Below are 17898 nucleotides of genomic sequence, written 5' to 3' on the forward strand. Positions count from 1 at the left end.
AGTGTCTAGGATTTCCTTCATGCCCGGATACCGCGACTTTCAGTCAGGCCTGAGATTCCTGCCGACGCTGGTCATCGCCCCCGACGGCAGCCAGATCGCCTACGTTGACGACCGGAACGGCCAGTTCAACCTGGTCACGCAGTCGTTGTCGGATGGCGGCACGCGTCGGTTGACCGCCAGCACCGACTCGACAGTCCGCCGGGTTGCCTGGCACCCCGGTGGTGAGTGGCTGTTGTACCTGGCCGATGACAACGGGAACGAGAACACGCAACTACACCGGATCGCCGCCGACGGCGGGGACCCGGTGCGGCTGACCGACGTGCCGGACGTGCAGTTCTCCGCTGCCGAAGGCGATCCGTTCTCCCCCGACGGCAGGTTCGTCGCGTACTGCGGCAACGACCGGACACCCGCCGACCAGGACGTGCTGGTCCTCGACCTGACGTCCGGCGAGGTGCGCCGGGTGTACGCCGACGGCGGCCGGATCTACCCCGGCTACTGGTCCCCCGACGGGACGAGGCTCACCGTCGCCGAGTGGCGGACCACAAACAGCGACCACCTTGTGTACGTCGCGTCCCGGGACGGCGCCGAGCCGCGTTCGCTGACGCCACGCGACGAGGTGGCGACCTACTGGTTGGGCCCGTGGCTGCCCGACGGCAGCGGCTTCCTGGTCCTGTCGAACGCCGGACGGGAGTTCACCGGTCTGGCCGTGATGGACGCGGACACCGGCGCCCTCACCTGGCTGGACATCCCGGACTGGGAGGTGGAGGAGGTCGCCCTCTCCGGTGACGGGCGGGTGCTGGTCTGGAAGGTCAACGTCGACGGCTTCAGTCAGTTGCGCGGTCGTGACCTCGGCACCGGCGTCGACATCCGGATGCCGGAACTGCCCGCCGGTGCGGCGACCGGCCTCACCGTCTCTGCCGACGGGCGCTTTGTCGTGCTGCGATTCTCGACGGCGACCCAGCCGTGGAACATTCTCCTGATCGAACTCGACACCGGCAAACTCAGGTGGCTCAGCGACGCCCGGCCGGTCGCGGCCGACCCTGCCACCTTCGTCGAGCCGACGCTGGTCCGCTATCCGGCCGGCGACGGCCGCCAGATTCCCGGCTACCTCTACCGTCCCGAGCATCGGGCGTCCGCCGGCGTCCTGATCTCGGTGCACGGTGGTCCGGCCTGGCAGGAACTGCCGGTCTACATGTACGACGGCTTCTACCAGTACCTGCTCGCGCACGGGGTCGGCGTCTTCGCCCCGAACATCCGCGGCTCTCTCGGCTATGGCCGCGCCTACTCGGACCTGGTGAACCGTGACTGGGGCGGCGGAGATCTGACGGACCTCGCCGACGCGGTGGCCTTCCTGCGCAGCCAGGAGTGGGTCGATCCGGCCCGGATCGGGATCATGGGCGCGTCGTACGGCGGCTTCGCGGTCCTGTCCTGCCTCAGTCGGCTGCCGGAGCTGGACTGGGCCGCCGGCGTCGACCTGTACGGGCCGAGCAACCTCGTCACCCTGGCGAAGGCCTCGCCTCCGACGTGGCGTTCACTGGTGGCCGCGGTGATCGGTGACCCGGAAGCGGATGCGGACAGGTTGATGGCCCGCTCACCGGTCACCCACGCGGACCAGATCCGAGCCCCGTTGCTTGTCATCCAGGGGGCCAACGATCCCCGGGTGCCCCAGCGCGAGAGCGATCAGATCGTGCAGCGGCTGCGGTCGCGCGGGGTGGAGGTGCGGTACGAGATCTTCGAGGATGAGGGGCACGGCCTGCTCCGCCGGGACAACCAGGCCAAGGCGTTCGCGGACGCGGGCGAGTTTCTGGTCAAGCATCTCGGTGACTGACACCGGCCTGCTCGGCCGACGGTCGCGCCCGCGGGTGCGGCGCGACCGTCGGCCGACCGGGTCATCCGACATGGCCCTCGACCACGTGCTCAGACTGGCCGACATGCGGAGGCTCACTGGGCCTGGGTGAAGCTGCTCAGCGCTCTGGCGCGCACCAGTCGCAGGCCCCCGAGCCGACCATGGTGGACTTCGTTTCCGACGACGACGGTGAGGCCAATTGCGGAGCGGAGACGGACAGAGCCACGGCGAGAACAGCTGCCACGGCAGCGATGTACTTCCTCAAGACTTGTCTCCCATGTCGATGTTTCGATGGATGGCTGGATCCTAGCGTCTATGTCTCCGGCCGTGGGATCCATCGACGCCGGCCAGGTCAACAATCGTCGCCGAAGAGATCGTGAACGGTCCGCTGCACAAACGATTCCACGATCGAGGGCGTCGGTTGCTGGACCAGCCGCAGCGCCTCGTCGAGCGCCGCCCGCGCCTGCGGGATCCGACCCGCCCGGTGGTGGCAGATGCCCAGTCCGCGCAGCGCCTGCGCCTGCCCGTGCCGGTCTCCGAGGACTGCGGTGATCCGCAGGACGTGGTCGAACAGTGGGGCAGCCTGATCGTGGCCGCCCGCCGCCAGAAGGCGCATACCCTGCCAGAACAGCGCTTGCCCGCGTCCCATCGGCGCGGAGCCGATCGTGTCGTACAGCGCGAGGGATTCGTCGAGGTGCGCCCTCGCGCCATCCTGGTCGCCGAGATCCAGGTGGGCCTGCCCCATGCCCCGCAGGACGAAGGCGGCTCCGCCCACGTCGGTGTCCCGCAGACCCGCCAGCGCCGACGAGTACCGCTCCAGCGCCGCGGCCGGCTGGCCCCGGAAACGCAACACCATGGCGAGGTACGCGTCCACCACCGCCACGCCGTGGAGGTCGCCGATGTCGTCGAACAGTCGGCTGGCTCGCTTGAGGTGTTCGTCGGCCTGGTCGAGTTTCTGGCGGTCGAGGCTCAACATCCCCAGCCGGTAGGAGATCGCCGCCTGCCCCCGGATGTCGTTGCCCGCCAGCGCGCTCTCCCAGGCGATGTCGAGGACGTGCTGCCAGTCGTCGTACTGCCGGCGCAACGGGAACAGTGGGGACGCCGTGCAGGCGAGATCCCAGGCTGTTTCGCCGAGCCCGTCCCGGGCCGCTCGTTTGATGATTGACACGATGGTGGGACGTTCCACGTCGAACCATCCGAGCAGGTCGGTCGCCGACGACCCGACGAGTAGCTCGTCGACCTCCCAGCGTGGAGTGCCGCCCCGCATGGTGAGGCTGAGCCCACCCCACAGCGCGTGGATGAGGTGCTCGATGATGCTCAGGGCGGCACCGAAGGCCCGGCCACGTGCCGCGTTCAGCTCCCCGGGGACGGCTTCCGGTAGCGCCCGCTCCCGGCCGAAGAGGCGTACGAGGTCGTGCAGGCGGTAGCGCGGCTGACCGGACGGATAGTGGCCGGAGAAGTCGAGCAGTTGGGCATCGATGAGCTGCTCCAGCAGCTCCTGCGCCCGATCGGCGGTGGTGTCGAGCAGCGCGGCGGCGAGCCAGTCGCTGACCTCGGCGATCTCGATGTCACCGAGTCGGCGCAGCAGCGTCCGCGCCGCCGGGCTCAGCACCTGGTAGCTGAGTGCGAGGCTGGCGCGGACGTCGAGGTGACCATGTGAGAGACGGTCCAACCGGCTGCGCTCGTCGTCGAGCATCTGGACGAGCCTGTCGATCGTCCAGTGTGGCTTCGCGGCCAGTTTCGCGCCGACGATCCGGATCGCCAGCGGCAGGTAGGCGCAGCGGCTGATCAGGGCGGCGGCGGACGCCTCGTCGAGCATCGTGCCCGGGCCGGCGATCCGGGTCAGCAGGAGCATGGAGTCCGCCGCGTCCATCACGGTGAGCGCCACGGTCTGGGCGCCGAGGATGGCACCCAGCCGGGCGCGGCTGGTGACAAGGACTCCGCACGACGTGCTGCCGGGGATGAGGGCCGACAGTTGGTCGTCGGCGGCGGCATTGTCCAACAGGAGCAGCAGCCGTCGGTCCGCGAGCAGATCCCGGTAGAGGTCCATCCGCTCGTCAAGGGTCGCGGGCAGGTGCAGCCCGTCGACGCCGAGCGCGCGCAGGAACCGACCCAGCACCTCGAACGGGGACAGGCCCCGGTCGCTGTCCACGCCGCGCAGGTTGACGTAGAGCTGCCCGTCCGGAAAGGAGCTGGCCAGTCGATGCGCGACGTGGATGGAGAACGCGGTCTTACCGACCCCGGCGGGCCCGGAGACCACCGCGATCCGGGCGCCGGCGCCCGGACGGAGCAGGATCTTCTCGATCCTGGCCAGCTCCGTCTGCCGCCCGGAGAAGTCGGCGATGTCGGCGGGAAGGTTACGCGGGGTGCTGAGTTGGAACCCGGCCGCGGAGCTTCGTCGCTGCCCGTCCGACGGGTGCGGCGGCGGGGCGGAGACGCCCGCCGTCCGGTTGCCGTCGGCGTCCGACTGGTCGTCGGCGCCCCGCAGCACGGCGAGATGGATCGCCTGGATCTCGGCCGACGGGTCGGTGCCCAGTTCGTTTCGCAACCACCGCCGCCAGCGGTCGAACGACGTCAGCGCCTCGGGGCCCCGTCCGGACCGGGCGAGGGCCCGCATCATCTGACCGACCAGCCGCTCCCGGGTCGGGTGCTTGCCGGCCAACTCGACGACGTCGTCGACGATGTCCCGGTGGTTGCCGAGCCGGAGCTCGACGTCGAAGAGGTCCTCGCTCGCGGTCAGGCGCAACGCTTCCAGGCCCTGGGCCAGGTCCGCCTGCCCCTCCGCCGGCAGCCATCCGCCGAGGACCGGTCCGCGCCAGAGGGCCAACGCCGACCGCAGGATCGACCGTGCCTCGTCGTCGGAGCCCCGCGTCCGCTGATCGCTTACCAGGTTGCGGAACAGTTGGGCATCGACCTGCTCGGGTGACACCCGCAGCCGGTACCCACCACCGGTGGTGTCCAGCAGGACCGCTGGATCGGGCTCCTCGGCCAGGTCGAGGATCGCCCGGATCTCGGACACCCGGGTCTGGAGCACCGCCCGTGCCCGCTTGGGTGGTAGCTCGCCCCACAGGAGATCGATCAGTCGGTCACCGGTGACCAGTTGGTTCGCCTCCAGCGCGAGGATCCCCAGGAGCACCCGCTGCTGACGCCGAGCGAACTGGAGCGGAACCCCACGGTTCCACACCTCGACCGGGCCCAGGACCCGAAGCTCCACCACGACCTTCCCGATGCCCATGGCTGTCGATCTGACGCGTTCCGGCGTTGGGAAGAATACGGGAAGGATTCGGCATGGGCAGTCGGCGATTCTTCTTCCGACCGGCAAGGGGGAGTGGTTGGTCGGCGTGGGAGACCCGAACGACGGCGCCGACCAGCGGACTGGTCGATGAACGAGGGGGCGTGCGATGCGTGGGACAACCTTGACCGGTTGTTGAAATGCGCCAGGACGGCGAGGACACGCCGGTGAGTCGTCATCGGACGGGGGCAGCCGAGCCTGGTGCGGATGCTGCTGACGTCCTCGTCGATGGTCCTCCAGGCGAGGTGGAGCGCGGCAGCGACCACGGAACTCGTACGCCCCTCGCCGGCCACGTGAGCCGCGGGAGACGACAGTCGTCCACCCGTCCCGAAACAGCCAAGATCCACTGCTGAAACAAGCGGCCGGGAGATTAGCATCTGCCTTTCTTGTGCTGATCAACTTGAGGAATCGTGTTGCTACCTCCACGTCTGCGCGGACGAGGGTCGATAGCGCTGTGCACCGCGCTCGCGGTGCTCGCCCCGTCGCCCGCCCTGGCCGCACCCGGCTCCGCTGCCCCCTCGGCGTCATCCGCCCTCGCGTCCGCCCCACCCCCGGCGCCCGCGACCACCCCCACCGTCACCCTGGTCACCGGGGAGAAGGTCACCGCCACCAGGTCGGCCGACGGAAGCCTCAGCCCACAGGTACGAGACACCGAGGGTCGGCTGACCGGGTTCACCTCGTCCCGGGAAGGCGGTGACACCTACGTCTATCCACATGGTCCGGCCGGGCGGTGGAGCGGCGGGAGGGTGTCACCGTGTCCGGATCACTTGGCGGCCTCGACTTCCACGAGGTTCCGGCGCGCAGCGAACGCACCGACTGGGTCAGCGCCGGGACGTCCTGGACCACGAACGTCACGCTGCCCGACGAGCAGAGCCAGCGGACGGCCCTCACCGCCTACCGGGCTCGCTCGGTCCAGGAGGAGCGGTGGTTCGGCCCGGTGCAACGGCCCCGGCTGCTGACGACAAGCACCGTCTTCCGGGGCGACGGCGACGCGATCTCCGCCCTGATTCCCGGCTGGGGTGACTCCGGCACCGCACACGAGGGCGACACCCTCGGCAGCCAGGCCGTCGACAACACCCTGCGGCTCTACCAGGGCGACACGCTCGTCGGCGAGGCCAACCGTTACCAGCCGATGATGGCGAGCCGCACCCTCAGCCCGGAGCCGCTGCCGTACCGGCTCGTCTCGGAGAACCGGCGGGACGCCTGGGCCGGGCCGTACTCCACCGCCACCAGGACGGAGTGGGGCTTCACCTCCGGCCGGATCAGCCCGGGAACCCTGTGGTGGAACCCGTCCCTGATCCAGCTCGACTACGCCGTCGACATCGATGTCGACGGCAGGGCGAAGCGCAACGCCGACATCACCGTCACCGCGCTACACCTGCCGACGGCGACCGAGGCGTCCGCCATCCGTAGGGTGACGCTCGACGTGTCCTACGACGACGGCGTCAGCTGGCACCACGCCAGGCTCCAGCACCGGGGCGACGGTTGGCGTACGCGGATCGACGCCCCGCGTACCGCAGGTTTCGTCACCCTGCGCACCACGGCCCGGGACGCCCGGGGGAACAGCGTCGAGCAGAGCATCACCCGGGCCTTCGGCCTGCGGTGAGCCGGGGCGGCGGGCGGGGACCGGCAGCTGTCCCTGCCCGCCGCTCGTCGTGGGCGACGTCGCGAAGGCGTGACTCCGCCCACAGCGGGAAGGTCGTACGGCTTCCGGACGTTGGCGAGCGACAGGATCACCACCGATGATCCCCTCGTCCGGCCACCCCACCACGACCCCTGCCTCGTCACTCTCTCGTCGTCCAACGTCGGGCACGGGACACCACGCCCCGCCGACCCCGTGACGACGCACAAGCTTCCGCAGAGAGATCGAGATGATGAGGCAGTTGGTGGACAAGACCGCACCGGGCACCCGCCCGGCAGACCCGGGTACGACCGGCGAGGTGCTGCCCGGTGACCTGATGACCAACCGGCAGCGGGCGCAACTCGTCCTCGTGCTGGGTGCGCTGATCGCCATCGGGCCGTTGACAATCGACATGTACCTGCCCGCGCTGCCCGCCATCACGGCCGGGTTGCAGACCACCGAGACCGCCGTGCAGTTGACACTGACCGGCACGCTTGTCGGCCTGGCGCTGGGCCAGTTGCTGATCGGGCCGCTCTCCGACGTGGTCGGCCGGCGGGTGCCGCTGCTGGCCGGGCTGGCCGCGCACATCGTGGCCTCCGTGCTGTGCGTCTTCGCGCCCAACATCGCAGTGCTCGGCGCGCTGCGTGTCCTCCAGGGGTTGGGCGTCGCGGCCGCCACAGTGGTCGCGACCGCCGTCGTCCGCGACCTGTTCAGCGGCGCCTCGTTCGCCCGGATCTTCTCCCGCCTGATGCTCGTCATGGGCCTGGCGCCGATTCTCGCGCCGACCCTGGGCAGCGGCCTGCTGAGCTGGACCGACTGGCGGGGCGTCTTCGCGGCGCTTGCGGTGTTGGGCGCGTTGCTGATCGTCGTGGCGGCGCTCCGGCTCCCGGAGACCCTTCCGGTGGCGCGTCGGCGGCACGGCGGGGTCGGTGCCACGGTGCGCGACTACCGGGGGCTGCTCAACGACCGGGCGTTCGTCGGGCTGGTGCTTGTGGCCGGGCTGGCGATGGCGGCCCTGTTCGCGTACGTCGCGGGGTCGTCGTTCGTGCTCCAGCGGGAGTACGGCCTCGACGAGCAGCAGTTCGGCCTGGCGTTCGGGGCCGGCGCCGTCGGCCTGATCGGGGCCACCCAGTTCAACGTCCGGCTGCTGCGCCGCTACACCCCGCAGCAGATCCTGGTCAGCGCGCTCGTCGCGGGAACGGCGGCCGGCCTGCTGCTTGTCGTGTTCGCGGCCACCGGCTTCGGTGGCCTGGGCACCCTGCTCGCGTCCCTGTGGCTGGTCCTGGCCGCGGCGGGCCTGGCCCTGCCGAACGCTCCGGCGCTGGCCATGAGCCGGCACAGTGAGGCCGCTGGCACCGCCGCGGCGCTGCTCGGCGCCGTGCAGTTCGGGGTGGGCGCGCTCTCGGCACCGCTGGCGGGCCTGTTCGGGAGCGGCAGCGTACCGATGGCGGTCGTCATCGCGGGCGGCATGGCCGCCGCGTTGATCGTCATGCTCCTCGTCGTGCCCCGCGCCGGCCTCGGCGCTGTCGACCCGGACCTGGCGGTCGCCCTGCACTAGAAAAGGGCGGGCCGGTTGCCCGGCCCGCCCGACGATCAGCGAATCTCCGTGGTGTCCTCCGGGCGCGGCTGGCCGCGCGGTGGGGCGGACCAGGGCGACTCGCCACCCACCCGGCGCGGCAGCGGATCGGTGGGTGTCGGATCGGCCGGGTAACCCAGAGTGAGCGGCGCGGTGTCGCGCTCCGCGGGCGTGGGGGTCGGCCAGTCGGTGAGCGTGAAGTCGTCGTTGCCGGGACCGGTGCCCGGCGTGGACGCCGGTGCCACGGCCGGCTCGGTGGCCGGGTGCGGCCACTGCCGCCAGCGCTGCAGGCTGAGGGTCGCCATCAGCAGCAGCAGGCCGATCAGGAAGAGTGTGCCGTTCTCCACGGGCAGTCGCAGCGGCAACGGATCGCCTGCCACCTTCCACCCGTGCGGGATCGCGTCCCGTACCGCGAAGGGCGCCACGAACATCCCGATGTACGGGGTGACCAGCAGTAACCCGGCCGCCAGCGGACCGAGCGGCGAGAAGCGCAACGTGCCGAGCAGGCCCAGCAGGACGCCGCCGACACCGAGGTACACGGCTGGCTCGATCAGGTTGGCGGTGTTGAACGTGCCGGTCTCCACCCAGCGGTCGACCGTCCGGCTCGACCCGTCCTGCCCCAGTGTGACGAGCACCCAGGTGATGGGCGCCACCACCAGCCCGGCGAGGAAGCTCCAGAGATGTCGCATCCGCGCACCGTACCGTTTTCGACATGACTGAGCACCTCTCCGCCGCACCGATCGGCAAGCCGACGTCGTACTCGCGCGTCACGCTGAGCAAGATCATGACTGCCGTGGACGTGAACCTGTACGGCACCGTGCACGGCGGGGTTCTGATGAAGTTCGTCGACGACGTGGCGGGCGCCGCTGCTGCCCGGCACAGCGGCGGGACGGCCGTTACCGCCGCGATCGACGAGATCGTCTTCTCCGAGGCGGTCCGGGTCGGCGACCTCGTGCACGCGCACGCGCAGGTGAACTGGACCGGCCAGACCTCGATGGAGGTGGGCGTACGGGTGGTCGCCGAGCGGTGGGACTCGGCCGAGGACGCGCCGGTCCGGGTGGCCACCGCGTACCTGGTCTTCGTCGGCGTGGACGTGGGCGGGGCCCCCCGGGCGGTCCGTCCGGTGCTGCCGGAGACGGCGGAGGACGAGCGCCGGTACAAGGAGGCCGAGATCCGTCGCGCGCACCGCCTCGCCCGTCGCCGCGCCATCCAGGCCCACCGCGCCGGCTGAGAGGAGCGGCGGGGCTCCCGGTCACCGCCGGGAACCCCGCCAGGTCTTCCACATGGAGTGACCGGCCGGAGTGTGGGGTGGGCACGCATCGGATGCCGTACCCGGTGCGCAGAATGGCGCTTCGAGGTAGGGCAAGATGGCGCCACGGCCCCGGCACAGTGTCGTACCGGGCCAGGGGAGGGTGGAGCAGTGGCTGACATGCTGTGGACGCCGCCGGCGGACGTACGCGAGCGGTCCCGGATCGGCGGCTACCTGCGCTGGTTGCGGGAGCACCGCGGGTTGGACTTCGCCGACTACGACGCGCTGTGGCGCTGGTCGACCACCGACCTGGACGGGTTCTGGCGCTCGATCTGGGATCATTTCGAGGTCGTCGCGCACACCCCGCCGACCGCCACCCTGGCCGAGCGGAGCATGCCCGGCGCCCGGTGGTTCCCCGACGCGACGCTCAACTACGCGGAGAACGTCCTGCGGATGCCGGGGCGCGCCGACGACGACCCGGTGGTGATCGCGCACGGGCAGACCCGCGCGCCGGTCACGCTGACCGCCGGGGAGTTGCGCGAGCAGGTCCGCCGGGTGTCGGCCGGGCTGCGCCGGCTCGGCGTCACCGCCGGTGACCGGGTGGCGGCGTACGCCCCGAACATCCCCGAGACGTACGTCCTCCTGCTGGCCACCGCCAGCCTGGGCGCGATCTTCTCGTCCTGCGCGCCGGAGTTCGGCACCCGCAGCGTCACCGACCGCTGGCAGCAGATCGAACCGACGGTGCTCGTCGCCGTGGACGGCTACCGGTACGGCGACAAGGCGGTGGACCGACGCGCGGAGGTCGCCGCGATCCGGGCCGCCCTGCCGTCGCTGCGGCACACCGTCGGCATCGGCTACCTGGACCCGGCGGGTCCCGTGCCGCCGGACGCGCTGGGCTGGGACGAGCTGGCCGCGCCCACCGACGAGCCGTTGGCGTTCACGCCGGTGCCGTTCGACCACCCGCTGTACGTGCTGTACTCCTCGGGCACCACCGGGCTGCCCAAGCCGATCGTGCACGGTCACGGCGGCATCCTGCTGGAGCACCTGAAGATGCTCGCCCTGCACCACGACCTGGGCCCGGCCGACCGGTTCTTCTGGTTCACCACCACCGGCTGGATGATGTGGAACTTCCTGATCTCCGGCCCGGCGGTGGGCGCGAGCATCGTGCTCTTCGACGGCAATCCGGCCCACCCCGACCTCGGTGGGCTGTGGCGGCTGGCGGCGGAGACCGGCACCACGTACTTCGGCACCTCCGCGCCGTTCCTGCTGGCCTGCCGCAAGGCTCAGCTGGTGCCCCGCGAGGTCGCCGACCTGTCCGCGCTGCGCGGCGTGGGCTCGACCGGTGCACCGCTGCCCGCCGAGGGCTTCCACTGGGTGTACGAGACGGTCAGCGACCGGGTGCAGCTCCAGTCGCTCTCCGGCGGCACCGACGTGTGCACCGGCTTCGTGGGCGGGGTGCCGCTCCTGCCCGTGTACGCCGGTGAGATCGCCTGCCGGGCGTTGGGCGCGAAGGTGGAGGCACTGTCGGCCGACGGCACCCCGGTGCTCGGCGAGCTGGGCGAGCTGGTGATCACCGAGCCGATGCCGAGCATGCCTGTGGGTTTCTGGAACGACCCGGACGGCGTCCGTTACTCCGAGGCGTACTTCGACGTCTACCCGGGCGTCTGGCGGCACGGGGACTGGATCACCATCAACGAGCGCGGCGGTTGCGTGATCACCGGCCGCTCCGACGCCACCCTGAACCGGGGCGGGGTGCGGTTGGGCACCGCCGAGTTCTACTCGGTCGTCGAGGGAATGGACGAGGTGGTCGACTCGGTCGTCGTGCACCTGGAGGACGACGAGGGCGGCGCCGGTGAGCTGCTGCTCTTCGTGGTGCTCACCGAGGGTCTGGAGCTGGACGACGACCTGCGGAAGAAGATCTGCCGTGAGCTGCGGACGGCCCTGTCGCCCCGGCACGTGCCCGACGAGATCCACCAGGTGCGTTCGGTGCCCCGCACCCTGTCGGCGAAGAAGCTGGAGGTGCCGGTCAAGAAGATCCTGACCGGCACTCCGGTCGACCGGGCCGCCGCCACGGGCGCCCTGGCCAACCCCGAGTCCCTGGCCGCCTTCGCCGCCCTGGCCCAACGCCGCCCTCCGACCGCACGGCCGGTCTGAGACCTCCAGCGCTGGGCTCGGGCGCCCCCCGGGGCACGGCGACCGGACTACCGGAGGGGGTGCGTGACTCTCTCCGTGGTCAGCCTGGCGGCCACGCGGGTGGGGTCCTGGTTGGCGCAGAGCACGACGGTGGCGGCCCGGGTGAGCGGGGCCAGCAGCCAGTCGACCGGGTCCGGGTAGCGGGCGGCGTCGACGAGGACGCGGGCGCCGGCCTCGATGCCCAGCTCCGTGGCGCGGGCCTCGGCCCGGGCCAGCAGGTGCTCGTCGGTGGGGCCCGGCCCCGGCTGCGGGTGGAAGTGGTCGCCGTGCCGACGTACCTCGACCACGTAGTCGGCGAACCCGGGCGGCACCTGCCGGAGCGGGGCGGCGAGCGGAGCCAACCCGAGGGCGTACCGCTCGTCGGCCGGCCAGGACTGCGCCTCGTCGAGCCGGTCGGCGGCGGCGAACAGCACGTCGACGTCGCCCGGCGTGTCCATGACGCTCAACTTGGCCGACCAGCAGCCCAGCAGGACCGCCGCGGTCTGCCAGTGCGGCGGCAGCAGCACCCCGGCCGGGGTGCCCGGGGCGAGCCCGACCTCGTCGACGAGCAGGTTGGCGGTCTTCGCCACCCAGTTCGCCAGTGTGGCGCCGGAGAGCTCGGTGCGGTCACCGCTGGCATCGTCGTACCAGGTGAGAAGCGGTCGGGTCGGGTCGCTCGCGATCGCGTCGGCGAACACCCGGGCAATGTTGTCGGCCATCGGCGCGAACGATACGCCCCTGCGGGCCGTACTCGATGACGATGACAACTCGGCGTACCGTCGGGTCGCAGTCAGCGTCGGCCCCGCGCTCCGGCGTAGGCTTGACACCCGGAGTGTTGTTCCCCACAGACCCGCCAGTGCAAGGAGTCGCCCCGTGACCGCCGGTCGCCCGCCCCGCGTGCTCATCGACGCCACGAGTGTCCCCGCCGACCGTGGTGGCGTCGGTCGATACGTCGATGGTCTGCTCGGTGCCCTCGGCAAGGTGTGCGGGTCGGGGGTGGAGCTGGCGGTGGTCAGCCTCCGCACCGACCTGGAGCGTTACACCCGGATGCTGCCCGGCGCGGAGATCATCCCCGCTCCGGCCGCCGTGGCGCACCGCCCGGCCCGGCTCGCCTGGGAGCAGACCGGCCTGCCGCTGCTCGCCCAGCAGGTGAGCGCCGACGTGCTGCACTCGCCCTTCTACACCTGCCCGCTGCGGGCCGGGTGTCCGGTCACGGTCACCGTGCACGACGCGACGTTCTTCACCGAGCCGGAGCACTACGACAAATCCCGCCGCACGTTCTTCCGCAGCGCCATCAAGACCTCGCTGCGCCGCGCCGACCGGGTGATCGTGCCCAGCAAGGCCACCAGGGACGAGCTGATCCGGCTGCTCGACGCCGACCCGACCCGGATCGACGTGGCCTACCACGGTGTCGACCAGGCGGCCTTCCACGCCCCCACCGAGGAGGAGAAGGCCCGCGTCCGGGCCCGGCTGGGGCTGGGCAACAGCAGCTACGTCGCCTTCCTCGGCGCCAAGGAGCCGCGCAAGAACGTGCCCAACCTGATCCGTGGTTGGGCGCACGCGGTGGCCGACCGGGCCGAGCCGCCGGCCCTGGTGATCGCCGGTGGGCAGGGGCACGACGACGACATCGACCGCGCGGTGGCCGAGGTCCCGTCGCACCTGCGCCTGCTGCGCCCCGGCTACCTGCGCTACGCCGACCTGCCCGGTTTCCTCGGCGGCGCACTGGTCGCCGCCTACCCGTCCTACGGCGAGGGGTTCGGGCTGCCGATCCTGGAGGCCATGGCGTGCGCCGCCCCGGTGCTGACCACGCCCCGGCTCTCGCTGCCCGAGGTGGGCGGCGACGCTGTCGCGTACACCTCGGAGGACCCGGAGCAGATCGGCACCGACCTGGCCGCGCTGCTCGACGACGAGCAGCGGCGGCTGTCGCTGGCGAAGGCGGGGTTCGACCGGGCCAAGGAGTTCACCTGGGAGTCCAGCGCCGAGGTGCACATCGCCGCCTGGAGTCGCGCCCGTTCGTGACCCCCCGGGTCCCCTGGTGGTGACCCGTGCCACTGCCAGCAGGTGCGTCGGGCATGATGTGCGGATGCTTTATGCGGTTATTCCGGCAGGTGGCAGCGGCACAAGGTTGTGGCCGTTGTCCCGCGCCGGCCACCCCAAGTTCCTCCACCCGCTGACCGGCACCAGTTCCTCGCTGCTCCAGGCGACAGTGGAGCGGCTCGCGCCGCTGACCACACCGGATCGGACCCTGGTGGTCACCGGTGCCGCGCACGTCGCGGCGGTGGCCCGGCAGCTGACCGGTCTGCCCGAGGAGAACATCCTGGTCGAGCCGTCCCCCCGGGATTCCTGCGCGGCGATCGCCCTGGCCGCCGCGGTGATCGCGGTACGCGACCCGGACGCGGTGATGGGCAGCTTCGCGGCCGACCACCTGATCGGTGACCCGGACAGCTGGGTCCGCACGGTCCAGGAGGCGGTCCGGGGGGCCGAGCAGGGAATGCTGATGACCGTCGGGATCACCCCCACCCGGGCCGAGACCGGCTACGGCTACCTGGAGACCGCCGAGGAGGCCACCGACGCCCCGTGGCGGCCGGTGAGCGAGTTCAAGGAGAAGCCGGACGCCGAAGTCGCCGAGGCGTACGTCCGGTCCGGCCGGCACCTGTGGAACGCGAGCATGTTCGTGTGGCGGGTGGATGTCTTCCTCGCCGAGCTGGCCCGCCAGCAGCCGGCGTTGCACGCTGGCGTCGCCGCGATCGCCGCCGCCTGGGGCACCCCCGAGCAGGACGAGGTGCTCGGCGCGATCTGGCCGACCCTGCCGAAGATCTCCGTCGACTACGCGGTGATGGAGGGCGCGGCCACCGCGGGTCGGGTCGCGACGGTGCCTGGCGACTTCGGTTGGAACGACGTCGGCGACTTCCACACCCTGGGTGAGGTGCTGCCGGCCGACGAGGCGGGCAACGTGGTGCTCGGCACCGACGCCAAGCCGGGGGTGCTCCTGCGGGACAGCGCCAACCTGGTGGTGGTGCCGCAGTCCGGTCGGTTGGTGGCCGTCCTCGGGCTGCGCGACCTGATCGTGGTGGACACCCCGGACGCGGTGCTGGTCTGCCCGCGCGACAGGGCCCAGGGCGTCAAGGCCCTGGTCGACGAGCTCAAGGCGCGCGGAGAAGAGAGTTACGTCTGACGGCCGCGAGAGCCGGCGCGACAAGTTGTACGGTCCCGCCGGCCAGCGGCTCGGGCAGTTGGTCCGGCGGGAACCAGCCCAACTCCTCGGCCTCGTCGCTGACCTGCTCCATCGCACCGGGCGGCGCGACCACGACGAACCGGACGTCGTAGTGGCGTGAGCCGCCCTGGCAGAGCACCTCGTGCACGTCGATGTCGATAGGCACCGGGTCGATGCGCAGGCCGGCGATCCCGGACTCCTCGGTAGCCTCGCGAAGCGCGGCGGCCACCAGGGTCTGGTCGACCGGCTCGCAGTGCCCGCCGAGCTGCACCCAACGACCGAACTTGACGTGCAGGCAGAGCAGCACCCGTGTGCCGGTGGCGTCCAGCACCAGTGTGCTCGCGGTGACGTGCCCGGGGCGGTGTTGCCGGCTCATCGCGATCGGCCCGTCCGCGAGCAGGGCGAGGGTCCGGTCCCGTGCGGTGGAGGCGGCCGGGCTGGTCGGCTGCCAGCCGTCGAGCAGCGCGACGGCGTCGGCGTGCAGCGGCGCGTACGCTGCGGGGTCGGTTGGCTGGGCGGTGATCGAGGTGTCGGACACCCCGCCACTGTACGAGCGGGTGCTCCGTACGCTGGCGCGGTGACCCTGCGACTCGTCGAATTCGTGGTGGCCGGCAACGAGGCCAGCGATCTGCTGCCGGTGCGGTCGATGGCGCTGCTGCGCGCGTACGGTGCGCGGCGGGGCTTCTGGACGGTGCTGGACGAGGGGCCGGTGGAGAGCTGCCTGGCGTTGCTGCTGGAGCGGGACGACGGCGAGTGGACGGCCCGGCACGTGCTTGCGGACGCCGGTGTGGAGAACGGGCGGACCGAGGACGGCGAGGCGCTCGCCCATCACGACGGCTGGGTGTACGTCTTCGGCTCCCACTTCGGCTCGAAGGCCGGCCCGCTGCGGCCCCGGCGCGCCTTCGTGGCCCGTTTCCGGGAGGACGACGCGGCGGACGGGCCGGTACCGGTGCACGTGGTGCGCAATTCGTTCCGGCTGCACCGGGCGGTGAACGACGCCCTCGCCGGGTCGCCGTTGACAGTGTTGCCGCCGGGGGAACGGGTGCGGGAGCGGTTCATCGTGGAGACGCTGGCGCGGGGGACCGCCCGGGAGAAGCGCTGGGTGAGCCGGCTGGCCCCGGACGACCTGCCGTTGAACGTGGAGGCGGCCGCCTTCACGCCGGGCGGGACGGTGCTGCTCGGGCTGCGGTTCCCGGTGACGGATGCCGGTGAGCCGATCCTGGTGGAGGTGGCCGGTGTGCCGGGCATGTTCGCGGCGGAGCCGGCGTGGCCGGGGGCGTTGCGCGCGTACGCGTTGACCGGGGTGACCCCGCCGGGGAAGCTGACCGGCTTCCGTGCGATCACCCCGACGTCGGACGGCGGGTACGCGGCCGTGATCGGCTCGATCGACGCGCTCGGCAAGGGCTCGGTGCTGCTCGACGACCACCCGGGCGGCGGTGACGTCACGTCTCGGCACGTCCGCTTCCAACTCCCGGCCGGCGGGTCGGACGACGTGTGCCGGCTGGTCGGCGAGCCGGTGCGGGACCTGGCGCCGTTCCACCACGTGGAGGGGGTGGCCGAGCTGGACGGGCGACCGTTCTACGTCACGGACGAGGATCACCGGGTCGCGCTCTGGGTTGGTTGAGCGAGTGGGTGATGCGGTGGGGGCTGGATGACCGGACGGCACCTCTGCGGAGCAAGGGCCGCAGACCCTCGTGGTGCCGCCCGATCACCGGGGCCTCCCCAGACCCGATGCCCTGGCGCCGGGGCGTCGAGGACGCACCGGCACCCTGTTCGGGCATTGGAAGCATGTCGAACCGCTCCGGCGACGTCGAGGTTTTTCAGTCCAGGCTTAAAGATGGAGATTAGTGCCGGCCGGGTAGAGTCGAACGGTCACCCGGCATCCCTCTGCTGGCGACACTGGAGCACTCCATGCTGAAGATCCACTTTTCCGGGGAGGACATCCTCCGGACCCGGGTGGCGCCGGCGGCGGACCCGGTCTGGGAGCTGGTCCTCAGCGTGCACGCCTTGCAGAGCCGCAACCGCGACCCGTTGACGGCGAACTGGCGGCGCACCGTGTCCCGAGGGCTGCGTCAGGACGTCGCCTCCGAGCAGCTCCGGTTGCTCTTCGCGTTGAGCCCGCCGCGCGGCTACTTCCCGGACTTCCTCACCCCGTACGCCAGCGTCGACGGCTTCGAGGCCGGGCTGGACGCGCTCCGCAGCACCCCGACCGGAATGCTGCGGCGGGACCTGAGCGTGCTCGCCGCCGAGAACCAGTTGCCGCCCTCGGCAGCCGCGCTGGCCCGGGGTGAGGTGGAGGTGCTGCACCACCTCGCCGATTCGATGAACCAGTACCGGTCGTTGGCGATCAACCCGTACTGGAGCCGGATCCAGTCGGCCGTCGCGGCGGACCGGGCGCACCGGGCCAGGGCGCTGCTCGACGGCGGTGTCGAGGGCCTGCTCACCAGCCTCCGGCCGGCCATGCGCTGGGACGGTGGGGTGCTCGAGGTCCGCAACTACCCGCACAGCCGGGAGCTGCACCTGGACGGCCGGGGGCTGCTGCTGGTGCCGTCCTTCTTCTGCGCGGACACGCCGGTCGCCCTGCTCGACCCGGCCCTGCCGCCGGTGCTTGTCTACCGGGTGGACCGGCTGGGCGGCCTGGCGTCGGTCGACGGCACCGGGGCGGCCCGGTCCACTGCCGCCCGCGACTCGCTCGCCGCGCTGCTCGGCCGCACCAGGGCGGCGGTGTTGCAGGCCAGCGACGAGGGCTGCACCACCGGCGAGGTCGCCCGCCGGCTCAACATCTCACCGGCGGCGGCGAGCCAACACGCCACTGTGCTGCGCAACGCCGGCCTGCTGGTCAGCCACCGGGACCGCAACAGTGTGCTGCACACGTTGACCCCGCTCGGCCGGGCCATGCTGGACGCCTGACCCAGCAACGGTCACCGC

Annotated in this window: 13 protein-coding genes; 9 read left to right on the forward strand and 4 right to left on the reverse strand. The window is 71.6% G+C overall.

Features of this window, described 5'->3' with window-relative positions; all coding sequences use genetic code 11:
* Positions 1-19 precede the first annotated feature (19 nt).
* Positions 20-1828 carry a S9 family peptidase gene (locus ACQPWW_RS05225; protein ID WP_433129662.1) on the forward strand — a complete coding sequence of 603 codons (1809 nt, stop codon included), beginning with the start codon at positions 20-22 and terminating at the stop codon, positions 1826-1828.
* Between the two features lie 370 nt (positions 1829-2198).
* Here the strand turns inward: ACQPWW_RS05225 and ACQPWW_RS05230 are convergent, their stop codons facing one another.
* Positions 2199-5081, reverse strand: coding sequence for an AfsR/SARP family transcriptional regulator (locus ACQPWW_RS05230; RefSeq protein WP_433129664.1), 2883 nt, complete (start codon positions 5079-5081; stop codon positions 2199-2201).
* 811 nt (positions 5082-5892) lie between these two features.
* On the opposite strand from ACQPWW_RS05230, the gene ACQPWW_RS05235 reads away from it, so the two are divergent.
* A complete protein-coding gene (locus ACQPWW_RS05235; protein WP_433129666.1) occupies positions 5893-6744 on the forward strand; it encodes a hypothetical protein in 852 nt (283 codons plus the stop codon).
* Between the two features lie 268 nt (positions 6745-7012).
* Complete coding sequence (locus tag ACQPWW_RS05240; RefSeq protein WP_433134156.1) at positions 7013-8317, forward strand: multidrug effflux MFS transporter; 1305 nt, start codon at positions 7013-7015, stop codon at positions 8315-8317.
* A gap of 35 nt (positions 8318-8352) precedes the next feature.
* Here ACQPWW_RS05240 and ACQPWW_RS05245 read toward each other — a convergent pair whose 3' ends face one another.
* Positions 8353-9024 carry a hypothetical protein gene (locus ACQPWW_RS05245; RefSeq protein WP_433129668.1) on the reverse strand — a complete coding sequence of 224 codons (672 nt, stop codon included), beginning with the start codon at positions 9022-9024 and terminating at the stop codon, positions 8353-8355.
* Positions 9025-9047: 23 nt separating this feature from the next.
* On the opposite strand from ACQPWW_RS05245, the gene ACQPWW_RS05250 reads away from it, so the two are divergent.
* Together ACQPWW_RS05250 and ACQPWW_RS05255 are read left to right on the forward strand one after the other, a co-directional pair.
* Positions 9048-9566 carry an acyl-CoA thioesterase gene (locus ACQPWW_RS05250; RefSeq protein ID WP_238657289.1) on the forward strand — a complete coding sequence of 173 codons (519 nt, stop codon included), beginning with the start codon at positions 9048-9050 and terminating at the stop codon, positions 9564-9566.
* Positions 9567-9755: 189 nt separating this feature from the next.
* Positions 9756-11738: an acetoacetate--CoA ligase gene (locus tag ACQPWW_RS05255; protein ID WP_433129671.1), complete on the forward strand. Its 1983-nt coding sequence runs from the start codon at positions 9756-9758 to the stop codon at positions 11736-11738.
* A 47-nt stretch (positions 11739-11785) separates the two neighbouring features.
* Here the strand turns inward: ACQPWW_RS05255 and ACQPWW_RS05260 are convergent, their stop codons facing one another.
* A complete protein-coding gene (locus ACQPWW_RS05260; protein WP_433129673.1) occupies positions 11786-12475 on the reverse strand; it encodes a TIGR03089 family protein in 690 nt (229 codons plus the stop codon).
* Between the two features lie 154 nt (positions 12476-12629).
* Between ACQPWW_RS05260 and ACQPWW_RS05265 the strand changes: the two genes are divergently transcribed.
* Complete coding sequence (locus ACQPWW_RS05265) at positions 12630-13775, forward strand: glycosyltransferase family 4 protein (RefSeq protein WP_433129675.1); 1146 nt, start codon at positions 12630-12632, stop codon at positions 13773-13775.
* A gap of 64 nt (positions 13776-13839) precedes the next feature.
* Positions 13840-14931, forward strand: a complete 1092-nt coding sequence (locus tag ACQPWW_RS05270; protein WP_433129677.1) for a mannose-1-phosphate guanylyltransferase — start codon at positions 13840-13842, stop codon at positions 14929-14931.
* On the opposite strand, the gene ACQPWW_RS05275 is transcribed toward ACQPWW_RS05270, so the two are convergent.
* A complete protein-coding gene (locus ACQPWW_RS05275; RefSeq protein ID WP_433134158.1) occupies positions 14900-15493 on the reverse strand; it encodes an NUDIX hydrolase in 594 nt (197 codons plus the stop codon). The genes ACQPWW_RS05270 and ACQPWW_RS05275 overlap by 32 nt on opposite strands.
* A 54-nt stretch (positions 15494-15547) precedes the next feature.
* On the opposite strand from ACQPWW_RS05275, the gene ACQPWW_RS05280 reads away from it, so the two are divergent.
* Together ACQPWW_RS05280 and ACQPWW_RS05285 are read left to right on the forward strand one after the other, a co-directional pair.
* On the forward strand, positions 15548-16594 hold the full coding sequence (locus ACQPWW_RS05280) for a hypothetical protein (protein ID WP_433129679.1): 1047 nt from the start codon (positions 15548-15550) through the stop codon (positions 16592-16594).
* A gap of 287 nt (positions 16595-16881) precedes the next feature.
* Positions 16882-17880: a winged helix-turn-helix domain-containing protein gene (locus tag ACQPWW_RS05285; RefSeq protein WP_433129681.1), complete on the forward strand. Its 999-nt coding sequence runs from the start codon at positions 16882-16884 to the stop codon at positions 17878-17880.
* Positions 17881-17898: the final 18 nt, after the last annotated feature.

Origin of the sequence: Micromonospora sp. CA-240977, from assembly GCF_050942285.1 — a bacterium.
Lineage (GTDB): Bacteria > Actinomycetota > Actinomycetes > Mycobacteriales > Micromonosporaceae > Micromonospora.

Bases quoted from the DNA above. Each gene is read 5' to 3' on its own strand.
- ACQPWW_RS05225 (WP_433129662.1), top strand. From the start codon at position 20: ATGCCCGGATACCGCGACTTTCAGTCAGGCCTGAGATTCCTGCCGACG.
- ACQPWW_RS05230 (WP_433129664.1), bottom strand. From the start codon at position 5,081: ATGGGCATCGGGAAGGTCGTGGTGGAGCTTCGGGTCCTGGGCCCGGTC.
- ACQPWW_RS05240 (WP_433134156.1), top strand. From the start codon at position 7,013: ATGAGGCAGTTGGTGGACAAGACCGCACCGGGCACCCGCCCGGCAGAC.
- ACQPWW_RS05245 (WP_433129668.1), bottom strand. From the start codon at position 9,024: ATGCGACATCTCTGGAGCTTCCTCGCCGGGCTGGTGGTGGCGCCCATC.
- ACQPWW_RS05250 (WP_238657289.1), top strand. From the start codon at position 9,048: ATGACTGAGCACCTCTCCGCCGCACCGATCGGCAAGCCGACGTCGTAC.
- ACQPWW_RS05260 (WP_433129673.1), bottom strand. From the start codon at position 12,475: ATGGCCGACAACATTGCCCGGGTGTTCGCCGACGCGATCGCGAGCGAC.
- ACQPWW_RS05270 (WP_433129677.1), top strand. From the start codon at position 13,840: ATGCTTTATGCGGTTATTCCGGCAGGTGGCAGCGGCACAAGGTTGTGG.
- ACQPWW_RS05285 (WP_433129681.1), top strand. From the start codon at position 16,882: ATGCTGAAGATCCACTTTTCCGGGGAGGACATCCTCCGGACCCGGGTG.